General features: G+C 60.6%; 20 protein-coding genes, 1 tRNA gene and 1 pseudogene. 9 read left to right on the forward strand and 13 right to left on the reverse strand.

The window, feature by feature from the left end:
- Positions 1-86: 86 nt before the first annotated feature.
- Positions 87-800 (reverse strand): HAD-IA family hydrolase, encoded by a 714-nt coding sequence (locus tag RZS28_RS14540; protein ID WP_407338454.1) that lies wholly within the window; start codon positions 798-800, stop codon positions 87-89.
- 97 nt (positions 801-897) lie between these two features.
- On the opposite strand from RZS28_RS14540, the gene RZS28_RS14545 reads away from it, so the two are divergent.
- Both RZS28_RS14545 and RZS28_RS14550 read left to right on the forward strand, forming a co-directional pair.
- Positions 898-1,968, forward strand: a complete 1,071-nt coding sequence (locus tag RZS28_RS14545; RefSeq protein WP_407338455.1) for a sulfate ABC transporter substrate-binding protein — start codon at positions 898-900, stop codon at positions 1,966-1,968.
- A 33-nt stretch (positions 1,969-2,001) separates the two neighbouring features.
- Positions 2,002-3,813: a SulP family inorganic anion transporter gene (locus tag RZS28_RS14550; RefSeq protein ID WP_407338456.1), complete on the forward strand. Its 1,812-nt coding sequence runs from the start codon at positions 2,002-2,004 to the stop codon at positions 3,811-3,813.
- A 15-nt stretch (positions 3,814-3,828) separates the two neighbouring features.
- On the opposite strand, the gene RZS28_RS14555 is transcribed toward RZS28_RS14550, so the two are convergent.
- From RZS28_RS14555 to RZS28_RS14570, 4 genes are all read right to left on the reverse strand, one after another.
- Positions 3,829-4,143: a hypothetical protein gene (locus RZS28_RS14555; RefSeq protein ID WP_407338457.1), complete on the reverse strand. Its 315-nt coding sequence runs from the start codon at positions 4,141-4,143 to the stop codon at positions 3,829-3,831.
- Positions 4,144-4,302: 159 nt separating this feature from the next.
- A complete protein-coding gene (locus RZS28_RS14560; RefSeq protein ID WP_407338458.1) occupies positions 4,303-4,749 on the reverse strand; it encodes a hypothetical protein in 447 nt (148 codons plus the stop codon).
- On the reverse strand, positions 4,746-5,135 hold the full coding sequence (locus RZS28_RS14565; protein WP_407338459.1) for a hypothetical protein: 390 nt from the start codon (positions 5,133-5,135) through the stop codon (positions 4,746-4,748). The genes RZS28_RS14560 and RZS28_RS14565 overlap by 4 nt, the downstream gene beginning before the upstream one ends.
- A 9-nt stretch (positions 5,136-5,144) precedes the next feature.
- Positions 5,145-6,581 carry a hypothetical protein gene (locus RZS28_RS14570; protein ID WP_407338460.1) on the reverse strand — a complete coding sequence of 479 codons (1,437 nt, stop codon included), beginning with the start codon at positions 6,579-6,581 and terminating at the stop codon, positions 5,145-5,147.
- A gap of 219 nt (positions 6,582-6,800) precedes the next feature.
- Here RZS28_RS14570 and RZS28_RS14575 point away from each other — a divergent pair, with 219 nt between their 5' ends.
- A complete protein-coding gene (locus RZS28_RS14575) occupies positions 6,801-7,721 on the forward strand; it encodes a 50S ribosomal protein L11 methyltransferase (protein WP_407338461.1) in 921 nt (306 codons plus the stop codon).
- A 4-nt stretch (positions 7,722-7,725) separates the two neighbouring features.
- Here RZS28_RS14575 and RZS28_RS14580 read toward each other — a convergent pair whose 3' ends face one another.
- Entirely contained in the window at positions 7,726-9,162 is a 1,437-nt protein-coding gene (locus RZS28_RS14580; RefSeq protein ID WP_407338462.1) for a lipopolysaccharide biosynthesis protein, read from the reverse strand.
- A 302-nt stretch (positions 9,163-9,464) separates the two neighbouring features.
- On the opposite strand from RZS28_RS14580, the gene RZS28_RS14585 reads away from it, so the two are divergent.
- Positions 9,465-10,196, forward strand: a complete 732-nt coding sequence (locus RZS28_RS14585) for a cytochrome c biogenesis CcdA family protein (protein ID WP_407338463.1) — start codon at positions 9,465-9,467, stop codon at positions 10,194-10,196.
- A gap of 197 nt (positions 10,197-10,393) precedes the next feature.
- Entirely contained in the window at positions 10,394-10,924 is a 531-nt protein-coding gene (locus tag RZS28_RS14590) for a flavin reductase family protein (protein ID WP_407338464.1), read from the forward strand.
- Between the two features lie 39 nt (positions 10,925-10,963).
- On the opposite strand, the gene pcaD is transcribed toward RZS28_RS14590, so the two are convergent.
- Positions 10,964-12,118, reverse strand: coding sequence for a 3-oxoadipate enol-lactonase (gene pcaD, locus RZS28_RS14595; protein ID WP_407338465.1), 1,155 nt, complete (start codon positions 12,116-12,118; stop codon positions 10,964-10,966).
- Positions 12,119-12,470: 352 nt separating this feature from the next.
- Between pcaD and RZS28_RS14600 the strand changes: the two genes are divergently transcribed.
- The gene (locus RZS28_RS14600) at positions 12,471-12,770 is read left to right on the forward strand and encodes an usg protein (RefSeq protein ID WP_407338466.1); all 300 of its coding nucleotides are present in this window, start codon (positions 12,471-12,473) and stop codon (positions 12,768-12,770) included.
- 70 nt (positions 12,771-12,840) lie between these two features.
- Here the strand turns inward: RZS28_RS14600 and RZS28_RS14605 are convergent, their stop codons facing one another.
- The 4 genes from RZS28_RS14605 to RZS28_RS14620 form a co-directional block, all read right to left on the reverse strand.
- Positions 12,841-13,425: a DUF4142 domain-containing protein gene (locus RZS28_RS14605; RefSeq protein ID WP_407338467.1), complete on the reverse strand. Its 585-nt coding sequence runs from the start codon at positions 13,423-13,425 to the stop codon at positions 12,841-12,843.
- 185 nt (positions 13,426-13,610) lie between these two features.
- Entirely contained in the window at positions 13,611-14,321 is a 711-nt protein-coding gene (radC, locus tag RZS28_RS14610) for a DNA repair protein RadC (RefSeq protein WP_407338468.1), read from the reverse strand.
- The gene (gene map / locus RZS28_RS14615) at positions 14,318-15,160 is read right to left on the reverse strand and encodes a type I methionyl aminopeptidase (protein WP_407338469.1); all 843 of its coding nucleotides are present in this window, start codon (positions 15,158-15,160) and stop codon (positions 14,318-14,320) included. The genes radC and map overlap by 4 nt, the downstream gene beginning before the upstream one ends.
- 528 nt (positions 15,161-15,688) lie before the next feature.
- The gene (locus RZS28_RS14620; protein WP_407338470.1) at positions 15,689-16,003 is read right to left on the reverse strand and encodes a hypothetical protein; all 315 of its coding nucleotides are present in this window, start codon (positions 16,001-16,003) and stop codon (positions 15,689-15,691) included.
- A 367-nt stretch (positions 16,004-16,370) separates the two neighbouring features.
- On the opposite strand from RZS28_RS14620, the pseudogene RZS28_RS14625 reads away from it, so the two are divergent.
- Positions 16,371-17,698 (forward strand): annotated as a pseudogene (locus RZS28_RS14625) (homoserine dehydrogenase).
- Between the two features lie 64 nt (positions 17,699-17,762).
- On the opposite strand, the gene RZS28_RS14630 reads toward RZS28_RS14625, so the two are convergent.
- Complete coding sequence (locus tag RZS28_RS14630; RefSeq protein WP_407338471.1) at positions 17,763-19,280, reverse strand: methyl-accepting chemotaxis protein; 1,518 nt, start codon at positions 19,278-19,280, stop codon at positions 17,763-17,765.
- A gap of 142 nt (positions 19,281-19,422) precedes the next feature.
- On the reverse strand, positions 19,423-21,441 hold the full coding sequence (locus RZS28_RS14635; protein ID WP_407338472.1) for a glycosyltransferase: 2,019 nt from the start codon (positions 21,439-21,441) through the stop codon (positions 19,423-19,425).
- A 482-nt stretch (positions 21,442-21,923) separates the two neighbouring features.
- On the opposite strand from RZS28_RS14635, the gene RZS28_RS14640 reads away from it, so the two are divergent.
- Together RZS28_RS14640 and RZS28_RS14645 are read left to right on the forward strand one after the other, a co-directional pair.
- Positions 21,924-22,421, forward strand: a complete 498-nt coding sequence (locus tag RZS28_RS14640) for a hypothetical protein (RefSeq protein ID WP_407338473.1) — start codon at positions 21,924-21,926, stop codon at positions 22,419-22,421.
- A gap of 143 nt (positions 22,422-22,564) precedes the next feature.
- Positions 22,565-22,639: transfer RNA gene (locus tag RZS28_RS14645), tRNA-Gln, on the forward strand.
- Positions 22,640-22,809 lie beyond the last annotated feature (170 nt).

The raw sequence follows: 22,809 nt of genomic DNA on the forward strand, positions 1-22,809 counted from the left end.
TGCGTCTGGCCGAGTCAGCCGTGGCCCCGGCAAAGCGTGACCTTATTTCGTCTTTGAGCTCGCATCATCCGATAGAGTGGAAAAGCTCATCCCTCGATGAGATGCAATAATTCTTCAAAGTCCGCAATGATCCGCTCGGCGCCAGCCTCATGCAGCTCGGCGGGCGGATGATAGCCCCAGGCGACGCCGATTGGATGAACGCCGGCGGCGCGGGCCATCGCAATATCATAAGTTGTGTCGCCGATCATATAGGTCGCGGCGGGCGATGCGCCGGTTTCGGCCAGGGCGGTGAAGATCATGTCGGGCGCAGGCTTCGAAGGATGTTCGTCCGATGTCTGCACCGTGGAAAACCAATCGCTCCAGCCACGGCGATCGAGAAGATGGGCGACGCCCCGGCGAGACTTTCCGGTGGCGATCCCGAGCAATAGATTGTCGCGCCCGGCGAGCGCCGCGACCGTTTCGGACGCGCCCGGATAAAGAGGATCGTCGAAGGCGGGATCGTCGCGCATCAAAGCCCAAGCGTCGCGATAGGCTTGCGCCAGACTTTCAACGGGTCCCTTTTCATGGGTAAGAACCGCGAAGGCTTCGTTCAGTGAGAGGCCGACGATCGAGAGCGATCTTTGGCGGCTTGGAGGCTCGATCTGATGCGCAGCGAAAGCGCGGCGCTGCGCTTCCAGGAGAAAGTCCTGACTGTCGACGAGAGTCCCATCTATGTCGAAAATCACGAGCTTCACCGGTTTTTCCTCTTCGTCTGATGGCGCGCGGCGAAACCCATGCCAATTGGGTTCAGCGAATGACATTTGCTTGACGCCCCGGTGCCCGTATATATAGTTGATAAAACTTATATACAATTTCGGCGGTCTCAATGCAGATCACGCGTGTCGGTCCATGGCCCCGATGAGCAAGGCATCCGCCCTCTCGAGTCTCGCCAAGATCCCCTGGACCAATTTGGCGGCCGTCATCGCCGTTGCGATTGCTGTCGCCCTCATCGCCGTCAAGAATCTCGACGCCGACGGCTCGAACCAATTGCTGAATGTTTCATATGATCCGACGCGCGAGCTTTACGCCAGCCTGAACGAGCAGTTCACTGCGAAATACGAGCAGGCGACCGGCAGGGGTCTGCGGATCAAGCAATCGCATGGAGGCTCTTCGAGGCAGGCGAGGTCGGTGATCGATGGAGAGCAACAGGCCGATGTGGTGACGCTTGGCTTATTTTCCGATGTCGATGCGCTGCGCAAACGCGGCCTTATTGCGGACGGCTGGTCGAACCGCCTGCCGCATAATTCCCAGCCCTATTTCTCCACCATTGTCTTCGTCGTTCGCAAGGGCAACCCCCGACGCATTCACGATTGGCCCGATCTGATCGAGCCGGATGTCTCAATCATCACGCCCGATCCGAAAAGCTCCGGCAATGGCAAGTTGAGCGCGCTCGCCGCTTGGGGCGCGGCGATCCGGCGCGGCGCAAGCGAGGCGGAGGCGCGCGACTATCTGAAGGCTTTTTATGAGCATACGTCGGTGCTGGACGCCGGCGCGCGCGGGGCGGCTATCACTTTTGCGGTGGAAAAGATCGGCGACGTTCATCTGACCTGGGAGGACGAGGCCTTGCGCGAGGCGGCGGAGTCGAAAGGCGAGCTCGAAATCGTCTATCCGCCAACGAGCATTCTCGCTGAGCCCACTGTCGCCTGGGTCGACGCCAATGTCGCGCGCGACAAGACCGAGGCGGCGGCGAAAGCCTATCTCGAATTTCTCTTCACCGATGAGGCCCAGGAAACAATCGCCAAATTCGGCTTCCGGCCGATCAATGCGGAAGTCCTGCAAAAATACGCCGACCGCCTACCGAAGCTTGACCTTTTTCCGGTGACTGTCGTCGCCAAGGATTGGGACGATGCGCAGCAAAAATTTTTCGCCGACAACGGCGTCATCGACGCGGTTTACAAGCCGAAACCTCATTTATTCGCCACGCCGTAAAGAGACTCTCACGCGGCCCGAGGACAAGAGATCATGCTCGCTCCAAGCGCGACAGGCCGTTTCGCCGGCTTGAACTTGAATTACCGCTGGAGCGAGGCCCGCAAGGATCTTCTCGCGGGACTGACCGTCGCCGCGATCTCGCTTCCACAGGGAATGGCCTACGCGCTTCTGGCCGGAGTCGACCCGCGTTTTGGGCTTTACTCCGCTATTGTCGTGACCGCGATCGCCTCCATATTCGGGTCCTCTTCGCATCTGATCAATGGGCCGACCAGCGCGATTTCGCTCGTGGTGTTCAGCGCCCTGGCGTTCTTCGATCCCGACGCCCGCATCGAAGCCGCTGAAGCCATGTTCCTTCTCGGGGTCATGGTCGGATCCATCCAGATTTTCATCGCTGTTTTCAGGCTTGGCGACCTGACGCGCTACATCTCGGAATCCGTCATCCTCGGCTTCATGGTCGGCGCCTCCCTCCTGCTGGGGATCGGCCAGATCGCCAATCTGCTCGGCGTTCGCGAACGCGGGACAGGCCATCAGGACATCCTGCATCGTCTATGGCTGACGCTCACGCAGGGCGATCCCTTCAACATCAAGGCGATCGGCGTCAGCGCGGCGACCATTGCGCTCGCTCTCTTGCTTCGCAGGCTGGTTCGCGCGTTCAAGCTGCCGCAAATGGACATGCTTGCGGTTCTCGTGATCGTCGCAGGCGCCGTTTTCCTGCTCGGCTGGACCCAGCCGGACGAGAGCGGCAAGACAGCGATCGCAATCGCCGGATCGGTGCCCGCGAGTCTGCCTTCGCCGCATATTCCGGAGATCAAGTTCAGCTGGATCGCGGAGCTTTCCTCGAGCGCCTTGGCGATCGCCTTCCTCGGCCTGCTCGAGGCGCTGGCCATCGCCAAATCCATCGCCAGCCATACGCGCCAGCCGCTCGACTATAATCGCCAATGCCTTGCGGAGGGGATAGCCAATCTCATCGGCGGATTTTTCCGCTGCCTGCCCGGCTCGGGCTCGCTGTCGCGTTCGGCGATCAATTTCCAGGCTGGCGCAGCGACGCGGATGTCGGGCATTATAACGGCATTGGCGGTGGCTGCGGCGGTCCTGATCTTGGCGCCCTTGACTCGCTTCATACCAAGGGCGGCCCTGGCCGGCTTGCTTGTGATCACCGCCGCGAGGCTGATCGACGCGCCGCGTCTGCGCTACGCCTTTCGCGCCTCAAACTATGACGCCTGGCTTGTCCTCATCACCGCCTTGACCGCCATTTTCATCGGGGTCGAATATTCGATCCTTGTCGGCGTCGGCTTGTCGATCCTGCTTTTCGTGCCGCGCGCGTCGAAGCTGAAGGCCGCCGAATTGGTCGTCAGCCCCGAACGCGTGGTCCGCGAGCGCCTGCCGACCGATCCGCCCTGCACGGCGACAATCCTGTTCGATCTCGAAGGCGAGCTTTTCTTCGGCGCGGCCCCTGAACTCGACCGCTATCTCGATGATCTGAGGCGGCGGGCCATCGCGCAAGGGATCCGCCACATCGTGCTGCGGCTCAAGCGCGTGCGCAACCCTGACGCCGTCGGCCTCGAACGATTGGAGCACTTCCTACGCGACGCGGACAAGCTCGGGATCACGGTCTTGCTCGCGGGCGTCAGGCCCGACCTTCTGGCGGCGATCAGGAGCCTGCATTTCAAGGATTGGTATCCGGCCGACTATATCTTCCCGGAAGAGGGCGACGACGTCGATTCCGCCACGCTGAAAGCGGTGCGCCGCGCCTATGAACTCCTGGGTGAGGCCAACGTCTGCGAACACTGCCGGCAAGCCGACACGACCGAGAACCGTGAGGTAAGTTTGTACTACCTGGTTTAGCGCCTCATGGATTCGTCACTTTGTCTGCGGCGACGATGCGCTGCTTTCTCGCTTCACGCTGCAGACGATGTCGCGGGGTTGGCACGCGACGCCCGGCGTGGAGCAGGCGGCCTCGGCGCTCTCTAGCCCCCGGCAGATGGTGCAGGAATCCGTCCATTCGAGGCAATCGGCGTGGCGCTCGCCATAGGCTTGCACAATGGCTTCCCGGTCATTCGGCGATGGCGCCGCCGCCGGCTCATCCGCGCGGGCAGGGGCGCAGATGAGGGCAAGGACCGCGAGCGCGCAGCCGAGGCTCGGACAAGATGGGGCGCAAAGCATGGCGATCAGCATAATTGGCTCAGATGGGACTGCAAGCCGCCGCAGGTCGTAGGTCGATTCGAAATGCCGCGCGCTCGGGAGGTTCGCTTTTGGACCGCGTTGCGCCATTTGCGGACATAACTCTGATTGTGCTCAAGTTGGCTCCAGCGCGGTCGTCCCTCTACACTATACCTAGACATCATCCTCATTTTTATCGGAGGCGGGCTCCCCTTCTTCCTCCCATACTTCCTCTGCCTCTTTATCCCATTCTGCGAGCAACTCCTCAGTTATCCAATAGCTCTTCCTGGTAACGCTTATGTATTGGTGATAGCGGGAATAGAACGCGCTGAGCGCAGTTTCAAATTGCACCATCGTGAGTACGGCGTCGCTCATCTGAGGCAGCGCTTCGTCATCAAGTACATCGAGATATTTGCCTGCGGGTTCATCTTTCAAAATGGTCAAAAGATCTGCGAGCACTCGGTTCACGATTTTCACTTTGCTAGCGCTCATCGTGGCCTCAGGCTTCTTCTTTGATAGCCCCCTGACCTCCTGAAGGATGCCCTTGAAAATGGGTGTACTGGACTGGTAAGTCTCCACCGCACCTTTCGTTGTGATGTGCTCGAACTCGAATTCGCTCATTTCTTTTCGGCACCTACTCGTGTGGGAGCGCGGGCTTGTATGTTGCTAGGAGCACCATTGACGACGTAGCGCCACTCGTAGTCGTGATTCTGCACGTTGTCTGACCTGAAACGTTCCGCCTGCTCCATGTACTGCGTCAGAATCATGGTCACGTCACTGTTCGTGGGGAGGGCATCCTGCTCAAACTGATTGAAATCATCGAAAGGTCTATAACGGCCCGTAAGAATTCCGTTTCCGCTTTCCAAGACCTTATTAACAAGTTTTAGCTTGAATAAGTTTAGCCCATCGTTAGGAGACTTCTTCGCCAGTTGCGAGATTTCAGAATGCAGTCCTTGCAGTTGCCCAATCAGCTTCTCGAGATTTTCTACTTCTTCCTTGGTTTTCATTCTTACCTCTCAAGGACAAAGCGCTCTAAATTCTGAGTATTTTTTCACGATAACGTCCAGCGGGTCGCGTTGTTTGCTCTCAAACAATTCGACCATCTGGGCGAGGTCGGTATCTGAAAGGGTGATGATCGCCTTTCTCTGTCCAGACCACAAATCAATGACTCGCCGTAGCTCAGCTTTTTTGAGTGGATTCCTTGTAATGAAAAGACCAAATCTGCCGAGTTCGTCCGCCAAGTACCTATTCAGCTGATCCACATGCAGACGTTCAATTGCTGCGACGTTCTTTAGCTCCACGGTGATTTGGCGCGAGCCGTAACTCTTGTACATGTCATTTAAAAACGGGGTGACACCGGTATTATAAAAGATCAGGTCTCGAATATTGACTCCGCTGTCAGTGCGCGCCTGCTCCTGCGCGAAATCAAGCTTGGGGTAGAGCAGCGAAGGCAAGAGCTGCCCAAGCGCCTCCTCATATTTCCTATCCGATCCGTCATTCTTGCCTGTCGGGAGCTTCGTGATGAGCCCGAGTTTTCGCTTCGCGGACGTAACCGGTATCTGCGAAAAAAGCGGATCGTTGTGACAGTCCTCGAAGGTGCGTTCTTTCGCCTTGATATACTCCTCGACGACACCGTAATGATTCCGGTTGTATTCTAGTATCTCAACGCGGGTCAGTTCTTCCGGCTTGTGCGATACTTCGTCCTGCGGACAATAGTGTTCAAAATAGTCGTCGTAGCTCAGCCAAGGCACGAACCTGAGCCATCTCTTTGGAACGAAAACAATGGGCCTTCCATCGTTTGGATTAATAGGGAGTTCTATGCCTGGTTGCGTCTCAAACGCGTTTTTGCGGTAGTCGTAGACATTCGCTATGTCGGACGCATGCCTGGGAATGCCGAGCTTATCACATTGTTGAATGGTGAAATCGATCAGGAACGATTTCAGGAAGCTGCAGCTAATGTCACTGATGCGATCCTTCGAGAATCCATCGACAAAGAATTGGACTTCTTCAAAGTGTCGAAAGCCCGCTTGTGCGTAGTGCGGAATACTTTTGAAGAGAGCCACAATCTCCCTCGCCTTGCTTTCGCCTATGCGCTTACCATGCCGGGTCGCCGAGGTTCCTAGCCCAACTTCATCGCACTCAGAGGCAGCGATTAGGGTCACAATAGCCAATTGTTCCTCGCCTTTGGCGACGAGGTGCCCCAAGTGATTGAAGGCGTTAATCAAGCTCGTGTGTAGCGCTTGATCCTGATAGGACGGCGATCGCCACAGCATAAAGGGATCGACATAGAGAGGAATATCTTCATCGAAAAATGGAATGGCAAAGTCTAGCGCAGCCTGGGGCAGCAATATGCCATGATAATCTGTAAGACGTGGTCTTATGAGCGCCATTTGTACCCGAAAGAAGGTCTCCTTCTTACGTTTCCTTGTCGCGTTGGAGGCATGTCGGTACATAGCTTGCGATTCGTCGGCGGGGTGTCAAGTGACAAGCGACGAACTGATCTGCATAGTTGTGGGTAATCTGCGGCTTCCTGACCGGAATTGGCTGTGTTCGTGCACACCGGTGGCTTCATTGACAAATGTCCGCTTTGTTTCATACGCGGCGGCGCAAAAAAACTGGCGCACTCCCCCGCCTCATTGCCGTTTTGCGCGCGGCGTGTTACCGGCGCGGTCATGCTAGAAGGCCTGCCGCCCAATAATGCCGCTCATGTGATGCGTCTCACTTGCGACGAGGCGACCGCGCGCAAGATCGCCGACATTATCGTCGAGACCTTCGATCCGGCCGAGACCGCCGCCGCCGCTTTCGAGGAGACGCCCAACGTCAAGGACTGGAGCGGCGGCCCCTGGATCGTCGAAGCCTATTTCGGCTCGCCGCCGGACGAGGAGAATATTCGCGCCCTCGTCGCCGCGGCGGCGGGACTCGCGGCGGCGGAGGCGGCGAGTTTCGGCCGCGTCGATGAATGCGACTGGGTCGCCGCCTCCCTCGAAGGGTTGCAGGCTGTGCGCGCCGGTCGTTTCATCCTGCATGGGTCGCATGGCCGCGACGCGGTGCAGGGCAATGACATCGGCATCGAAATCGAGGCCGCGCTCGCCTTCGGGACCGGCCATCATGGTTCGACGCGCGGCTGCCTCATGATGCTGGACCGCATCGCGCGGCGGCGCCGGCCGCGCGCCATTCTCGATCTCGGCACAGGCTCCGGCGTTCTCGCCATAGCGGCGGCAAAATTGTTCAAGCGAAAAATTCACGCGGGCGACATCGATCCTGTTTCGGTTGCGGCGGCCTCAGCCAACGCCAAGCGCAATGGAGTCGGGGCCTTCGTTCGCCCCGCGCAGGCGCGCGGCGCGGCTCATAACGCGCTGCGCCAAGGCGCGCCATATGATCTCGTCTTCGCAAATATTCTCGCTAAGCCGCTGCGCGATCTCTCCCCACAGATCGCGAGGCTGACGGCGCCGCGCGCCGACATCGTCCTTTCGGGTCTTCTCGCGCGCGATGTTCCGGGCGTCGTCGCGGACTATCGGGCGCAAGGCGTCTCCCTGGCGCAGCGCCTTGATATCGAGGGCTGGGCGACGCTGCTCATGCAGCGCGGCGGTTAGCCAGTTAAAGCGTGGTCATTCGGGCGGCCGTGAGCCGCAGGCGCGCAAGCGTGATCTCGCGCAATCCGGCGACGTCGAGGCTCATGATGATGATGGCGTAGACCGCCACGCCGGTCGCGATTTGCTCGGCGAGCGTCGCGAAGCCGGGCTCCTGGTCGCGCATCGGCAGCAGAGCCGCCGACATGACGGCATTGGCCAAAGCAATTGCGGCGAGATCGCGCAGGCGCGGCCATTGCGGCCGCTCCAGGCTTGCAAAACCGATGAGCGCTATGAGCGCGGCCAACATTGCGCCGGCCTGGGCGATGGCGAGGCTGGAGGCGTCGGCGTTGCTCGGTAGAAAAAGAATGAGGAGCGGATCGACGACGCAGGCGACCAGCGCCGCGGCGATCAGGGCCGCGGTTTTCTTCTTTATCTGGAATATTGGATTGATCGCATATTGGATGATGGCCGTGCAAAAGAGACCGGTCATCATCAGCGGAAGCAGCAGGCTGAAATGGCCGCGAAACTGGAGCGGCACGATCAATTGCTCGACCGAGGGCAGGGTGAGCCAAAGCCCCGTGCAGGCCGGCAGGACCATGGCGATGACGATCGTCATGTTGCGGGAAATCTGCTGCCTCGACTGGGTCGACCCCTGCAATTCATGCATGGCCACCGCAATTTGAAACAAGACGATGTCCAGCGCCGAACCGATCGCCTGGATCGCCTTGGTTCCGAAATCATAGGCCAAGGAAAACTGTCCGGTTTCGGAAAATCCATAGAGGATCGCGACGATGGAGCGGTTGGCGAGCGGGATCGAGAGGTAGAGAAGATTGGCGCCGACGATTGGAAGGCTGTAGCGCATGAGCGCTTGCGCGATCGAAAGCCGCGCAAGACGAGGCTCGGAGGCCGGATCCCGGAGCGAGGCGCGCGCGGTGACGACCGCGCCGCTGAGGCTTATGATGCCGCCAATGAGGGTCATCTTGGCCGAGCCGAACCAGAAGGCTCCGCCGCCCATCAGCGCGAAGGCCAGGACATTCTTGACCAGGACGAGGCGGGCGAACAGACGGTCGTGGAAGCGCGCGCGGACCAGCGCCGTATGATAGTCGAAGAGCCCATTCGTGACCGCGACCCCGAGCGCAAGAACGATCAACCCATTCGATAAGGTGAAGCTCACGCCGGACATGATCAGGAGAGAGGCGCCGATCGCCAGACCGACAGTGATGATGGCGAAGCCGAAATCGAGGGTCGCGCGCAAAGCCGGATCTTCGCGTCGAATTCGCTCTGAATAGAAACGCGTCGCGCCGAGCCGGATCCAGTCGAAAAAGCCGGTCTGCACCGCGATTGCGGTCGCATGCGCCAGAGCGAAACGGCCATATTCCTCGGGCCCGAGGAATTTCGCGACCAGGAGCCCGACCGCGAAATTGAAAACGATGTTGCAGAAAAAGGCGAGGAAGACCGTCATCGCAGGAAAGCGTCCGGATTGCGCGCGTTGCTTTCCGCGCCGCTTGAATCAACTCTTTTTGATAGGAATGTCCGACGCGAGCGCATGGGCCTATGAAATCATCCGGAGGGGCTTCCTATCAGGATCGACGGAAACCGGCTTGCCGCCTTTAGTTTTGCCGTTTCTTCATATCGCCGAACTGGCGTCTCTATCAAAATCGCGCCGAAGCTATTCCATCAATTTGGCGAAACCCCGGCCGTCGCTCGCGCCCTTTCGTCATCCTTGACGCTTTCCCGCTGTGTTCGGACCGGTTAAAAGCGCGCATGACCCAGGACGTAACTTTTCCCGCCGCCGCGCTCGCAGGCCTCTTGTCCTTCTTGAGCCCTTGCGTGCTGCCGCTTGTGCCGCCCTATCTTACTTTCATCGCCGGAACGACAATTGAAGAGGTCGCGACCCGGCGCGAGAGCCGGGCGAGGCGGGACATATTGATCGCCGCGGCGCTTTTCATCTGCGGCTTTTCCACCGTCTTCGTCGGCCTTGGCGCGACGGCGTCGGCCTTCGGCCAGGCGCTGCATCAGCATCTTGCGCATCTCTCGCTTCTGGCTGGGGTGGCGATCATCTTCATGGGCTTTCACTTCCTGGGCGTTTTTCGCTTCGCCCTGCTTTATCGCGAGGCGCGCCTCGATGTGCAAAAGCCGGTCGGGACCTGGGGCGCTTACGTCATGGGCCTCGCATTCGCTTTCGGCTGGACGCCTTGCATCGGGCCAATTCTCGCCGCCATTCTCGCCGTGGCCGCGTCGCAGGAGACCGTCGGCAAAGGCGCCACGCTGCTCGCCGCCTATTCGAGCGGGCTTGGCCTGCCATTTTTCCTGGCGGCGCTGGCGATAGAGCCCTTCATTCGATTAATCAAGCGATTCAGGCGCTATTTCGGCGCGCTCGAAAAGGTCGTCGGCGTTCTCCTCGTATTGACGGGCGTCGCCTTCCTCACCGGATCGATCCAGGATCTCTCATTCTGGCTGCTGCAAATGTTTCCGGGCCTCGCCAATTTCGGCTGATCGCAGGGCTTGCCGCCTCTCGAAACCTGTCTGATTTTCCGTTGGTGGACAGTATCTTGCTTCTTTTTGCTAGGCCGCAGTCCGGCAGGCCGCCTGCTCAGCTTGCGCATGCGCCCTTTGTTTATCGGATTGCCTTTGCTATTTAGAAAAGCGGCGCTGTCGCCGCAGCGGCGTCGAAAAGGAGCCTGGTGACGAAAATGACCGAATCTGCAAATCAACGCACCGAGAACCCCGCCGCGCTCGGCGCCGGCGTCGATCCGGCGCGATTTCGCGACGCGATGAGCCGCGTCGCCGCGGCGGTCCATATCGTCACCACGGGCGGCCCTGCCGGTCTTGGCGGCATCACGGCGACCGCCGTGACCTCGATTACGGTCGATCCGCCGATGATGCTCTTTTGCATCAACAAAACCTCGCCCTCCGCCGCCAGGCTGATCGAAAACGGCGTGTTCTGCATCAATACGCTCGCGCCTTCGCATGAAGCGCTTTCGAATATCTTCGCCGGCCGCACCGATCAGCATCTCGACGAAAGATTTAAGAGCGGCGAATGGGCGAAGCTCGCGACCGGGGCGCCCGCGCTCAAGGGCGCCGTCGCGGCTCTTGACTGTCGCCTTGTCGAGACGAAGGAAGTCGGGACGCATCTGATCATCATCGGCGCAGTCGAAGCCGTGGACTCTGGTCCCGAAGGAGAAAGCCTCACCTATGTCCACCGCAAATATAGAACGTTGTGAGGCGGAGCCGAAGCTGAGGTCTTGATAGCCTAGGCTAAGTCATCTCTTGGTCCGGCGCGCGGCTTTTTTCGGCGCAGCTTTTTTCGCGATGGTCCTTCTGCTGGTCGTCGTCTTGGCGACGGATTTTTTCGCCGCAGCCTTTTTCGCTGGAATTTTTTTGCTGACCGCCTTTTTCGCGGCCGCCTTCTTCACCGGCGTTTTCTTCGCCGGGGCCTTGCGCGCTGACGCTTTTTTCGCAGGCGTTTTTTTGGCTGACGCTTTTTTTGTTGCCGCCTTTTTCACGGCGGCTTTCTTCACCGGCGCTTTTTGCGCCGCTGCTTTCTTGACGGGCGCCTTTTTAGCCGCCGCTTTCTTAGCCGCCGCCTTTTTGGCGGGAGCCCTTCGGCGCGGCGGAGCCTCTTGGGCGGGGACGTCGCTGGCGGTCAGGAAATCGATCACCGTCTTCGTGAAATTCTCTGCGTCCTCAATATTCGAGATATGCGACGCCTCCAGCGTCGCAAGCTGGGCGCCTTCTATGGAGCTCGCGACCAGGGCGCCGAGCCCCGGCGGAGTCGATGGGTCATGGCGGCCGACGATGACGAGAACCGGATTGGTGATCGTTCGAATGATTTCGCGCTGATCCGCGTCGCGGATGGCGGCAGCCGCAGCCGTATAGCCTTGCAGCGGCGTTTGACGCAGCATCTCCAGGACGTTCTCCACCGCCTCGGGCTCGGTCTCGCGAAATCTCTTGGTGAACCAACGTTCGGCGACGCCTTCGGCAAGGGCGTCGAGGCCTGAGTCTCGCGCCGCCTGTATGCGCTCGTTCCAGAGGTCCGGGCTCGGGATCTGCGCGGCCGTATTGGCGAGCACGGCGCGGCCCATACGCTCGCGCGCGTGGGCGAGAAGCCATTGCCCGACCATGCCGCCCTTGGAGAGACCGAGCCAATGAGCTCTCTCTATGTCCAGCGCGTCAAGGATCGCGAGCGCATCTTGGGCGAGGCCGGCGATTGAATAGGGCCCCTCGTCCGCTACGCTTGCGCCATGGCCGCGGGAATCATAGCGAAGGACGCGAAAATGTTCGAGGAACGCCGGCGCCTGACGATCCCAGAGGCGGAGATTGACTCCAAGCGGATTGGAAATCATCAGGACCGGTTTGGTCTCGTCTCCCTCGACGAGAATGTTGAAGGTCTCGCCCGCGACGGTAATTTCAGTCATGCCTAAACCTCCCCGGTCGGCCTAAATTCGCGCAGCGCCGCGAATGATTCTCGATAAGCGTTTAGACTACCAAGCTCTCTTCGCGCCGCAATAGAGCGCATGGGCCAATGCGAAGCTTTTCCATCCGTCTCCAAAGCGACAGGCTCGCCAAGGCGGACGGATACGGGGCGGCGCATGGGGCAAAGCTCATCTTGTCTGACGCTTTGTTAGATGACGGGTGCAAAGCAAAACGTTACATTAAGATGACTGAGGCTCAATCAAGAAGCGCGGGTGGAAGGCGATTCCGTCGACGCGGGAACCGGATGCGATGAAATAAGTTTGCCGGGCAACATTAGCGCGGAGGCATGAGGCAATGATCGACGCCAAGAAGATTGAGACAAATAGGGTCTCTGAAGACTTTATTAAGCAGCTCGCCGGCTATGGCCTTGCAACTGCGGAAATTCTCTATCGATTGCCAGATCATCCTCGCTTATTGCAGACCTATATTTGGCAGGACTACGATATAGCGCCGGATTTCCCCACTTTGATCAAATTCTTGACGTTCTGGCGCGAAAAGCTCGAAGGGCCTCTTCACAGCGTCCGGGTTGGACATTCAAAGCTCATCAAGCCCGCCGAGATCAAGGCTTTGGATGGCGAATTCCGGCTCCACTAATCCGACCCAACTGTCTCGACAATCAGTCATTGGGGTCAGGACGAGCAAGACTGAGCCAATCTTGCTTCCCTCACAGCGCGTCAAGCCTGGTTAGAGCAGTCATGAGGTTCTCCAATTCGCGAACCGCGATTGCATGCAGCCCGGGATCGCCGCCGTTGTCGATGTAGCCCTGATAGCTATTCGCCAGTTGCTGCAAAGCGTCCTTTTGAGACGAAATATAGAGCGCGTCAAAATCGCGGCCTTGCAAGATCGAGAGACGCTGCAACAGATCGGCCTGCGACTGCAGCAGCCGCGGCGCGCTCACGCGGGCCGTGGATCCCGAAAAAGTGGAGCGGCTGGTGACGACGGGTCCGCTCGTATTGACCCATGCCGTCAAGGAATTGGCCGCCGCCGTTTGCGTCTTGGCGATCTGCTGCGCGAAATCGCGAATCTTGCCGTTTTTCGAACGGCCAATCGCCATGCGACTCGTTTGGGCGAGGAAATTGGCGTTGGGGATCGCGCTGGCCAAGAAATGCGCCACAGGTTCCTGGCCGGCGGGCGAAGCTTGGGCGGCGTCAGTGGGCGCATTGGCCTGGCCCGCCGTCTGAGCGTTCGCCGGCGCGGCGATCAGCGCCGCAATTGCGAATAGGCTCGCAGACATGAATATGCCTCTCACGCCGTCCTCCTTCGTTCCTGAGCCCGCGATTGCTTCGCTTCCCGCAGGCAACGACGGTGCGTGGGCTTGGTTCCCGCTCATCGCCACGACTGACGCTATTTGTCGCGAGGAAAGGCTTTTGGGCCCGAGAACGCCTTTATGCTGAGCGCGCCGCCGCCCAGGCGCCAGCGCATGGCCTCGGTGCCTCAGATGAGGCGCATGCCTTTCAAGCTCGCGTGGCCATGCTTGCCGATGATCAGATGATCATGAACGGCGACCTTCAACGGCTTGCCGACCGCGATGATCTGATGCGTCAGATAGATGTCGTCGGTCGAAGGTTCGGGATCGCCCGATGGATGATTATGCACCAGGATGATGGCCGAGGCGCTGAGCTCGAGCGCGCGGCGCATGATCTCGCGCGGATAGACGGGGGCGTGATCGACCGTGCCGACCCCTTGCACCTCATCCGCGATCAGGAAATTCTTCTTGTCGAGAAAGAGAATCCGAAACTCCTCCCGGTCGAGGAAGGCCATCGCCGTGCGGCAATAATCGACGACGGCGGCGAAGCTCGACATAGACGGGCGTTTCTCGATCGATGATTTGGCCAGCCGCCTCGCCGCCGCCTCTATGATCTTCAGCTCGACGATCGCAGCGTCGCCCAATCCCTCGATTTCATGCAAGCGTTCAGGACGCGCGGCCACAACCTCGGCGAAGGAGCCGAACCGCGCGACGAGGGCCTTGGCGAGCGGCTTGACGTCGCGCCTCGGCATCGCGCGGAAAAGAATGAGCTCGAGCAGCTCATATTCGGCCAAGGCGTCGGCGCCGCCTTTGCGGAAGCGCTCGCGCAGACGCTCGCGATGGCCGAGATAATGCGGCGCTTCGCCAGTCGCGACGGGGCTGGCTTGCGTCTTCGTCATGCGTCGCTCGCGGCCGCGCTTTCATAAGGCGGGCGATGGAGGCCCTTTGGCGAAAGCGTGAAGACCTCGTAGCCGGTTTCGGTCACGCCGATCGAATGTTCAAACTGCGCCGACAAGGAGCGGTCGCGCGTCACGGCGGTCCAGCCGTCGGAAAGGATCTTCACTTGCGGCCGGCCGAGATTGATCATCGGCTCGATGGTGAAGAACATGCCGGGCTTCAGCACCACGCCTTCGCCGCGCCGGCCGTAATGAAGAATATTGGGCTCGTCGTGGAACAGGCGGCCGAGGCCGTGGCCGCAAAAGTCGCGCACGACCGAGCAGCGTTCGGATTCGGCGTAGTCCTGGATCGCTGCGCCGATGTCGCCCGTCGTCGCGCCGGGGCGCACAACCGCCATGCCGCGCATGAGCGCTTCATAGGTCACCTCGATCAGCCGCTGCGCGCGTCGCGAAACTTCGCCGACGAGATACATGCGGCTCGAATCGCCGTGCCAGCCGTCAAGGATGAAGGTCACATCGATATTGATGATGTCCCCGCCCTTGAGGGGCTTGCGGTCCGGCATTCCGTGGCAGACCACATGGTTGATCGAGGTGCAGATCGATTTCCGATAGCCGCGATAGTCGAGCGGGGCAGGGTAGGCCCCGTGCGACATGGCGAAGTCGAAGATGAGCGCGTCAAGGGCGTCGGTCGTGACGCCCGGCTGAACGTATTCGGTCAAGAGATCGAGAGCCTCTGCCGTCAGGCGTCCGACTCGCCGCATCCCGGCGAAGGCCTCTTCACTGTGCAATTTGATATGGCCTGTCCTGCGGCCGGCAACTTCAACAGCGTCAACAAAGGTCATTGGTCTCTTCCCGCAGGCGGCGCGCCCATTGGGCCTAGCGCAAACTTTCGATCAAATGGAGCAATAAGAAGCCGCGTCATATCAACAATTTAAAGCATGTCAGACGCGAAAAAGCCAAATAAGCCTTCAGACTATGCTCTACGCGAAATCACCTTGGCTTGGCAACGCATTCTCGGTCAGGTCGGGTTGATTTCGCATCACTTTTTCGAAACCCGGAATCGTCTTCGGAAATGACGTTCGGCGGCTGCCTGTCAATGTAAGCCGTCGGCGCGCCGAAGCAAGCAGGCTTGCGGCGCGCCGACTAAGGACACGAGGGGCGGATCGAACCAAGGATGGGCAGAGCTTGGGCTTTCCCGGTGGGTAGCCCTTAACCATCGCGACCGAGAGCGCCGGCAGGAGCAGGTCTCGGCGCTGGGTCGCTTCGCCGTGCGTTACGTGTGTTAGAGGAGCGGCGCGAGGGTTTCGGACCGCTCCCTTTTTTGAATCTTCCTTGTTGATCAGCTGCGGCGGCGATCCGCCGCACAACCGTCATAGGGCGACGTAGACGAATTTGTCCTTCTTCAAATTTGGATAGTTCTCGCGCAGAGCCTTGGCGATCTTGCCGACAAGCTCCTTGTCGCCCGCCGCTGAGGAGCCGACGAAATCGGTTCCCTGGCTCCAGGTCTCCAAATAGCAATGCAAGCCTTCGTCATAATCGGCGCCGGTCGGATTGGCGGTCTTGTCCTGCAAGGAGGCGACGCCCTCCTTGCTCACTTCAAGCCGCCAATCCCTGTCGTCTTTAACCGAGGCGATCAATTTGGCGAGATCCGCCTCCGACCAATCCCCTTTCAGGTCCAACGCCATAGTCTCAATCCCTTGCTGAGGCCTCCGCGCGAGGCGCGCCGCCCCCGCTGGCCTTGTCCATCTGCGCCGATCGACAAGCAAAAATCGGCGCACTCGCGCGAAACACCCGCCAAGGCGAGCGAAGCTCAATGCCGCCGCATCCTTGACGGGCTCGCGCATCCTTGATCGGCTTGAAAAACTAGGGCAAAACTCGCCTGCCGCGACGATGCCGAATTCGACTGACGTCGAACCGGTCCGGATTTATCATTTTCCGTCGCTCGGACGCGGAGGGACCCAGCGGGGCGGTTTCGACGGAAGTCGGAATGGCTCTCAAAGGTCCCGCCCGCCGGCTCTTTTGGCGCTCCTCCAGCATCTGGCTTCGTCATCCATGCTCACTCCCTTGCGCGTCGGCATTGCTGGTCTCGGCACCGTCGGCGCCGCCGTCATAAAGCTGCTTGATCGCCAGGCTGAGGCGCTGGCTGGCCGGCTCGGCCGCAGGATCGCCGTCACGGGCGTTTCGGCGCGCGATCCGAGCAAGGCGCGCGGAATCGATCTCGGGCGGTTCACCTGGTTCGATGATCCGGCGGCTCTGGCCAAGGCTGAGGAGATCGACATTTTCGTCGAGCTCATCGGCGGCGAGGAGGGCGTCGCGCTGGCCGCCGTCGAGGCGGCGCTCGGCGCCGGCAAATCGGTCGTCACCGCGAACAAGGCGTTGCTCGCCAAACATGGCATGCGGCTGGCCCGTCTCGCCGAGGAAAAGAACGTCGCGCTCGCTTTTGAGGCGTCGGTCGCCGGCGGCATTCCGATCGTCAAGACCTTGCGCGAGGGCCTTGCGGGCAATTCGATCGAGCGCGTCTATGGCATCCTCAATGGCACCTGCAATTATATTTTGACGCAGATGGAATTGGAGGGCCAATCCTTTGAGCAATGCTTGAGCGAGGCGCAAAGCCTGGGCTATGCGGAAGCCGATCCCTCCTTCGACGTTGGCGGCTTCGACGCCGCGCATAAACTCGCAATCCTGACCTCGCTTGCGTTTGGAACGGTGATCGACACGGCGTCGATCGCGGTCGAGGGCATCGAGTCGATCACCCTCGCCGATCTCGAAGCCGCCGCGGAGCTGGGATATCGGGTAAAGCTCCTCGGCGTTGCGCAACGCACCCAAGACGGCATCGAGCAGCGCGTGCATCCGACTATGGTCGCGAAATCCTCGGCCATTGCGCAAGTGATGGGCGTCACCAATGCGGTGACGATCGACGCCGACGCCGTGCATGAATTGACGCTCGTCGGGCCGGGCGCGGGCGGCGAGGCCACGGCCTCGGCGATCGTCGCCGATCTCGCGGATATTGCGCGCGGCGTCGCTCCGCGCCCTTCGGCCTGCCGGTTGCGGCGCTCACCAAAGCGCCGCAGGCCATGCATACAGTTGCACAAGGGGGCTATTACATCCGGCTTTCGGTATTCGATCGTCCGGGCGCCGCGGCCGCGATCGCGACGCGCATGGCCGAGCGCGAGATTTCGCTGGAAAGCATCGTGCAGCGCCGCCGCCCCGGCGCGCATGGCGGAATGCCCGGCGCGAACGGCGAACCGTTCGGCGCCGTTCCGGTTATCCTGATCACCTATGCGACGCATGAGAAAACCATCCGCCAGGCGCTCGAAGCGGTCGTTGCGGATGGATTCTTGGCCGAAAAGCCGCAAGTGATTCGGATCGAGCGGGAGTGAGTTTTCGTGCGCCGTTTAAGCGGCGGGCTCTTCATTTGCCCCGCTCGCGAACGTCGCCCGTTTCTCACGCCGATCGACGTGCAGCTGGGGCCTGCTTTGGCGCGAGCGCGGCGGACGCCGAGTCGGCTTCGCCAACGCGAAACCTCGCCACGAGGCGCCCCAATTCGTCGGTTTCGCCCTTTAGGGAATGGGTTGCGGCCGTCGCCTGTTCGACCATGGCGGCGTTTTGCTGGGTCAATTGATCCATTTGATTGACCGCCACATTCACTTCATTGAGGCTGCCCGCCTGCTCCTTGGCGGATGCGGCGATCTCTGCGACGAGGCTGTCGACCCCGGCGACGCGATCGATAATCCTTTGCAGCGACGCGCCGGTCTGCCGCACCAGATTGACGCCGACCCCCACCTCGGCCGAGCTCGCGGCGATCAACGCCTTGATTTCCTTTGCCGCCTCGGCCGAGCGTTGGGCCAAAGCGCGGACTTCCTGCGCGACGACGGCGAAACCGCGTCCTGCCTCCCCCGCGCGGGCGGCCTCGACCCCGGCGTTGAGCGCAAGCAGATTGGTCTGAAAGGCGATCTCGTCGATGACGCCGATAATCTTCGAGATCTGCCGCGAGGAGGCCTCGATCTCGCCCATCGCCGATACGGCTTGCTTGACGACGTCGCCTGAATGCTGGGCGTCGGATTTCATCGTCGCGACAACCTTCGACGCTTCTCCCGCGCCGGCCGCCGTCTGTTTCACGCCGGCCGTCAACTGCTCCAGCGCTGCGGCGGCCTGCTCAAGATTCGCCGCCTGCTTTTCGGTGCGGTGCGATAGATCCTCCGAAGCCTGGGCGATCTCGTCCGCTCCCGATTTTATGCCCTGAGTCGATGTCGCCACCGCGGCGATTGCTTCGCGCAACCTGGCGACCGCCGCGTTGAAATCGATTTTCAACTGCTCGAACTCGGCCGCAAGATCGGCGTCGATGCGCGAGGCCAGATCGCCGGCGGCGAGACGCTCCAGCGACATCGCCGTCACGCGCATGGCGTCCGCGGTCTTGCGCTCGGCCTCTTGCCGCGCGGTCTCGGCGCGGCGGCGCTCTTCGTCGAGAGCTTCGAGATAGCATGAAATGGCATAGTCCATGTCCAGCATCACCGCCTTCACGAGAGCCGACAAGGCTTCCGCCATGCCGTCGGCGCCGCTTTTCGATCTCTGCAGCAGACTGGGCCAATGGTCCTTGACCAGCGCATGGATGAGGCGCTCCGTCACCAGGGCGTAGCCGCCGATATACCAACGCGGCTCGAGCCCGAGGCGCGCATGGGCCTGTCCGATCGCCTTCACGGCCCGCACATAGGTTTCGCCATAGTCAGCCGAGCTGATGATCTCCCAATGCTGTTCCTGGCGGCTTTTTGCGCCGGACATATGCGTCTCGTCGCGGAAGAACCTGCGCATCTCCGGGGTCTCGCGCAGCTTGTCGTAGAATGTGGCCAGGGCCGGACCGATCGTTTTGCTGATAAGGGGCTTCAGCTCCTGCATCGCCGCTCGCGCGCGGGCGTCAAAGTCGATGAATTCCAGACGCTGTTGCAAAGGGTCTTGCGCGCTCATGATTTCGTCCTGTTAGGTCGGGTGAGAAAATTTTCTCAGCAAGCCTGCCAGACGTGGGCGATGAAAGTTGCGCCGGGCTGTCCTGAATTGGCCCGAGGGTCGGCATCGGCGCTGACGGGAGTCATCGCGACTCAGAAATAGGTCAGCCCAAAGCCTCGTCCGGACTGTGGAGCGACAAGCCCGGATGAAAAAACGGATCGTCTCGTAAGACGGGGAGCCAACGCGCCTCGAACCAGCGTCGCTGCTCGGCGGACTCATGCTCGGAGCAAAATGCGGCGGATGTCGAACGCGCCCTTTCGGCGTGAATGAGACGAACGTCGGGATCAAATCGCGCCGACCATCCTTTTTCGGAGAGCCGGAGGCAAAGGTCTATGTCATTATGCTCTACCGGAAGATGATCCGCGTCGAAGCCGCCGACGAGCATGAATTTGCGGCGCGCGACCGCAAGGCAAGCGCGTGGGATTGCCGAGACCTCGCGCAGGACGTCATTGTATCCCAGCAAATCTGCGGAGCCGTCAGGCCGTCGGGCGCGGAAGCGGCGCGTGTCGTCGTTCATGCCGAGCGAGACGCCGGCTTGCTGAAGGCGCCCGTCTGGGCCGAAAAGCTTGCCGCCGACGGCGCCGACATCGGGCAAGAGGGCGCGCGTCACGAGGCGGCCAAGCCATTCCTCGCTAAGAATCTCCAGGTCATTGTCCAAAAACACCAGGACATCGGCCTTGCGCCTGGCCGCCGCCGCGTTGCACAGCGAGGAATCATTGAATGGTCCCGGACTGTGCAGGACGCTGACGATGCGATCGCCGCGAAATGTCTCGAAAAGCCGCTGCGCCTCGGGTTCGATGCTTCCGTTGTCGACGATGACGATCGAGAAATTGTCGAACGCCGTCTTGGCGAAAATGCTCGCGAGACAACGGCTGAGGACGCGGGCTCTATCGCGCGTCGGTATGATGATCAAGGCGGATGGATTGCCGGCGAGGCGGATCGTCGCCGACGAAGGTCCGATCGAGGGCGCTTGAGGTTCTGGCCAAGGTTGGCCGCGGGTCAGCAAGACGCGCCGAAGGGAGTGCGGTTTCGCCGCCTCGAAGCGCGCCGCGGCGGGGGAGGGGATTTCAGACCGATCGACATAGGCGCAGAGATCGTCGTCCGGCCAGTCCGCGAGGATCCGTGTCCGCAAAAAGACGGCATGGCCGAGATAGGGACGATTCGCTTGCAGGACCGGGCTCCAGCTTGGCTTCAGAACCGGGACCAGCTTGTGATCGAAACGGGGATAATCCTCGTCGCCATAGAAAATCGCAGTTGCGGGCAGTCGCGCCGCGGCTTCGATGATCGCGGCGAAGGCGAAAGGATAAGGCGCGTCCCCGGCCGCGATTGCGGCGACGATGGACTCGGCCGGGAGCGAGCGCAGGAGCGCCACGACTTGATTGCGCGGCAGGCGACGAATGCGCGGTTCGTCAGGCAGATTCGACAGCTCATGATCGGCCACGAAAATGACGCGCCAACGGGGGTAGACTTGCGCGCGCAAAGCCGTGATCAGGCGCGCAAGCGCCGCGGGGCTGGCGTGCTCGGCGTCGACGACGACATTGATTTCCGCGCTCGTCGTCCAGTCGCAGCGTGGCGCGTCGATCCTCTCGAGATCGATCGGCCGGCTGTGCGCCTTGCGCCATGCGGCGTAATGCTCGATCGGCGTGGAGCCCGTGGCCCAGTCGGGACGGAAACCCGGTTCTCGGCCCCGGCCGATGCGGCGGCCAAGGATGGAGGCGAACGCCGAGCGCGGTTGCCGCCGCAATCCTTTGGCGAAGAGCGCGCCCGATGAAATCCGTCGGATCGCCGACAAGTCGAAATCGAACCGGCCGAGACGATTGGTGGGGCTTACGCTGATGCGAATGGTTCCAGCCGGAATCCGCCCGGTCCAGATCGCGGCTCCAGCGATGGGACCAGGCCCGATCTGGTCCCGCCAGAAGCCGCCCGAGATCCAGAACCGGAAAACCGGCCGCGCTGGTTCGTCCCAAAAGCTCGTGCGATAGACGATCTCGATGAGCTTGCCGGGCTCGATCGCGGCGCGCGGTTCGATCACAAGCCAGGGTTCGCTCGATGTCGATATAAAGCGGCCGCCTTGGATTTCGACGTCTTGTTCGGGCGAGAGCGTAAACTCCGTCTTTTTCAAAATGCCTCCCTCGACATTGTTTGCTATGGGAGCCGTAAGAATCCGGTCAGCCGCAGCGCTTCAGATTGGCGCTGGAAAGGATGTAACGGCGCTTTTGAACTGAGCCGTAAAAAGAAAAACGCGCATTCTGCTCGTTTTGTCGCATCCCTGTGACATTGCGTCGGCGTTCGCTTCACTGAAAATGGTTTCGTAATGGTCTCGGGCCTTTGCACGGCCCGAGACCGGGTTCGCCTCACGGATCGAGGGTAACGAATGGGGGCGCTAATGAAAACCACCGAAATCGGGCCGAACTCGGCTTGTGGCGGGGGCGCCGCGTCGATCGCGGAGCTTTGGCCAGGATGCCGCAAGCTTCGGCAGAGGATCATTATATTTTAGGGCCTCCCGCGAGGCGGTCGAAGACCTAGGTCCGGCGCCATTGACAGAGCCAATTGGAAAGGCCGATGCGGCGAATGATCCTTACGGATCGAAACAAGAGGACTCGCATGAACCGCATACGCCGGGCCATCGTCGTTTCGTTTGGCATAGCCATAGCCATTGCGGCAGGGCTTGCGGTGCTGCCGGTTGCGGCGCTTATCGACCCGGTGACTCGAGACGCCGGCTTTGCCTTGGCCGAAGTCGCTTTTTTCGCCCTCACTCGGGTGGATCTCAATGAGCTGTCCCGCGCCGATACGGCGGGCCTCCTCCATTTCGCCTGGACGGCGGTTATGGCGATCTGCGTCATGCCCCTGGTCTTCGCCGTTCTGCTCGGTGAGATCGCCAAGGTGCGCTCATTCTTCTGGTACGCCGGGGCGACAGGTTTCATCGCGGCGTCCACGCCCTGGCTTATCCGGGGCGCTTTTCATACTCATAGGGTGACGAGCGCAAGCCCTGAGGAACTGCGCTTTGCGCTTGTATTTTTCTTCACGGGGATGGTGTCCGGCGCCGTGTTTTGGTTCATTGCGGGCGGCTCCGAAGGCGAGCGCCATGCGGCAACCGGCTGAGGCGAGACGCGTCAGGGCCGAGTTAGGCAAGATTCCGTTCCTGCGATCTCTCAAACTTCTGGGGCGAGACCGGTTGCGGCCCGAGCAGGCACGCATTATGGTCCGGCCCGCCGTGGGCGATAGCCTTTGAACGGAGCGGCGTTTGGGGCGTAGCCAAGTGGTAAGGCAGCGGATTTTGATTCCGCCATCCGGAGGTTCGAATCCTCCCGCCCCAGCCAATGTTATCAAAGGGTTGCGGAACTCACGTCCAAACAGGTGGGAGGCCGGCTACCATATGGCTACCAGTTCGCTTGCGCTGGATGCCGTCGGCTAGTCAAAAAAGCCTCTGACGAAAGCCAGCCGGTCACAACTTTCTGGAAAGACCAATCATTCATGAAGCGTGCGAAGA

The sequence above is a fragment of the Methylocapsa polymorpha genome (assembly GCF_045689225.1).
Classification (GTDB): Bacteria; Pseudomonadota; Alphaproteobacteria; order Rhizobiales; family Beijerinckiaceae; genus Methylocapsa; species Methylocapsa polymorpha.